General features: G+C 22.0%; 1 protein-coding gene. It reads left to right on the forward strand.

Annotated elements, in window-relative coordinates; translation table 11 throughout:
• Positions 1 to 9: 9 nt before the first annotated feature.
• Positions 10 to 1,751 (forward strand): glycosyltransferase (locus tag AJ884_RS10290; RefSeq protein WP_070286464.1); only part of this gene is annotated, 1,742 nt, incomplete at its 3' end.

Consider the following 1,751-nt stretch of genomic DNA (forward strand, 5'->3'; position numbering starts at 1 on the left):
GAAAAAACAATGAAAACCGTAGGCGTAGTTATCCCAATCTATAATGTAGAAAAATATTTAAGAGAATGTTTAGATAGTGTTGTTAATCAAACTTATAAAAATTTACAAGTTGTACTTGTAAATGATGGTAGCACAGATGAAAACTCACTCAATATAGCCAAAGAATATACTTTAAAAGATGAAAGATTTATACTTTTTGATAAGGAAAATGGGGGTTTATCTTCAGCTCGTAATGTAGGCATAGAATTCTTTAGTAAAGAATATGATTTTAAAAACATTACCCAAGAATTAAAAGAAAACTCCTTAGTAGATTTTAAACTAGACAATAAAGATAATCCTTATAATATTTATAAAATATATAAAAGTTCAAATTTCTTTAAAAATAAAGATGAACTTTTAAATTTTAAAGCTCCTGATATTGATTATATTATCTTTTTAGATTCTGATGATTATTGGGAATTAAATTGTATAGAAGAATGTGTTCCTAGAATGGATGGTGTTGAAGTGGTTTGGTTTGATCATTATTTTTATTATGATGATATAGAAAATCCAAAAAAACAAACAAAAACCATTCTAGAAAATTATCAATTTAAAAAATCTGAAACTATTACCTCAAAACAATGGCTAGAAAAAACACTAGAAAATAATTTTACAGCTTTTTGGCTTGGTCAAATGTGCATGATAAATTTTATACAATTTTTAAATCATATAAAATTAAAATTTATCAATGGTATTATACATGAAGATCACCACTTTGGAATGTTACTTTGTCTTCAAGCTAATAAAATATATATTAACTTAAATAAACTATATATATATAGAGTTAGACCAAATAGTATTATGAATTATAATGATAATGGTAAAAACATAAACAAATCACTAAAAAATTTCTGCAATTTACTTAATTTAAATGTTATAGATGGAAAAAAATATTATAAAATATTAAGTTATGGAATTAATGCTTTTTTAGCTTTAAATTTTTCTAATAATTTTCATAATAAAGATTTAATAAAGTTATTTAACAAAGCTTTTAAAAATGAATGTGAAAATTGGATATATGATATTATAGCACAATACCCAACAAATAATCTTAGAAGTTTATTTATAGAAATTTTTAGAATTATGAAAAATTATGAAACAAACTATGAAAATCTAATTTTGGATTTTATTGCAATGATAATAAATAATAATAAAATAACTATAGTAAAACAATCAAATGAAATCCAAAATAATCAAAATACCATAAAAATTTATTGCGAGAAAATAAATTCCCAAAATAATATAATCTTACAACAAACTAATCAAATTCATAATTTAAATGAAACCTTAAATTCCCAAAATAATATAATCTTACAACAAACTAATCAAATTCATAATTTAAATGAAACCTTAGAAAATAAAAATCAATTATTAATTGTAAAACAAAACCTGCTAAAATTCCAAAATAATTATGGAAAAGCCAAAATAAGAATTCAAAACCAACTTTCTTATAAACTAGGACAAGCTTTGATTTTAAATTCTAAAAGTGTATTCGGTTTTTTATCTTTACCTTTTATAATATTAAGCATTGTTATTTCACATAAACAAGAACAAAAGGCTTATAAATTTAAAGTAAAGAAAAATCCAAATTTAGCTTTACCACCTTTAGAAACTTATCCTGATTATAATGAAGCTTTAAAAGAAAAAGAATGTTTTACTTATAAATTAGGAGAAGAATTTATTAAGGCTAGTAAAAATTGGTATGGGGGTGG

Origin of the sequence: Campylobacter sp. BCW_6463 (assembly GCF_001762785.1) — a bacterium.
In the GTDB taxonomy this organism is placed as follows: Bacteria; Campylobacterota; Campylobacteria; order Campylobacterales; family Campylobacteraceae; genus Campylobacter_D; species Campylobacter_D jejuni.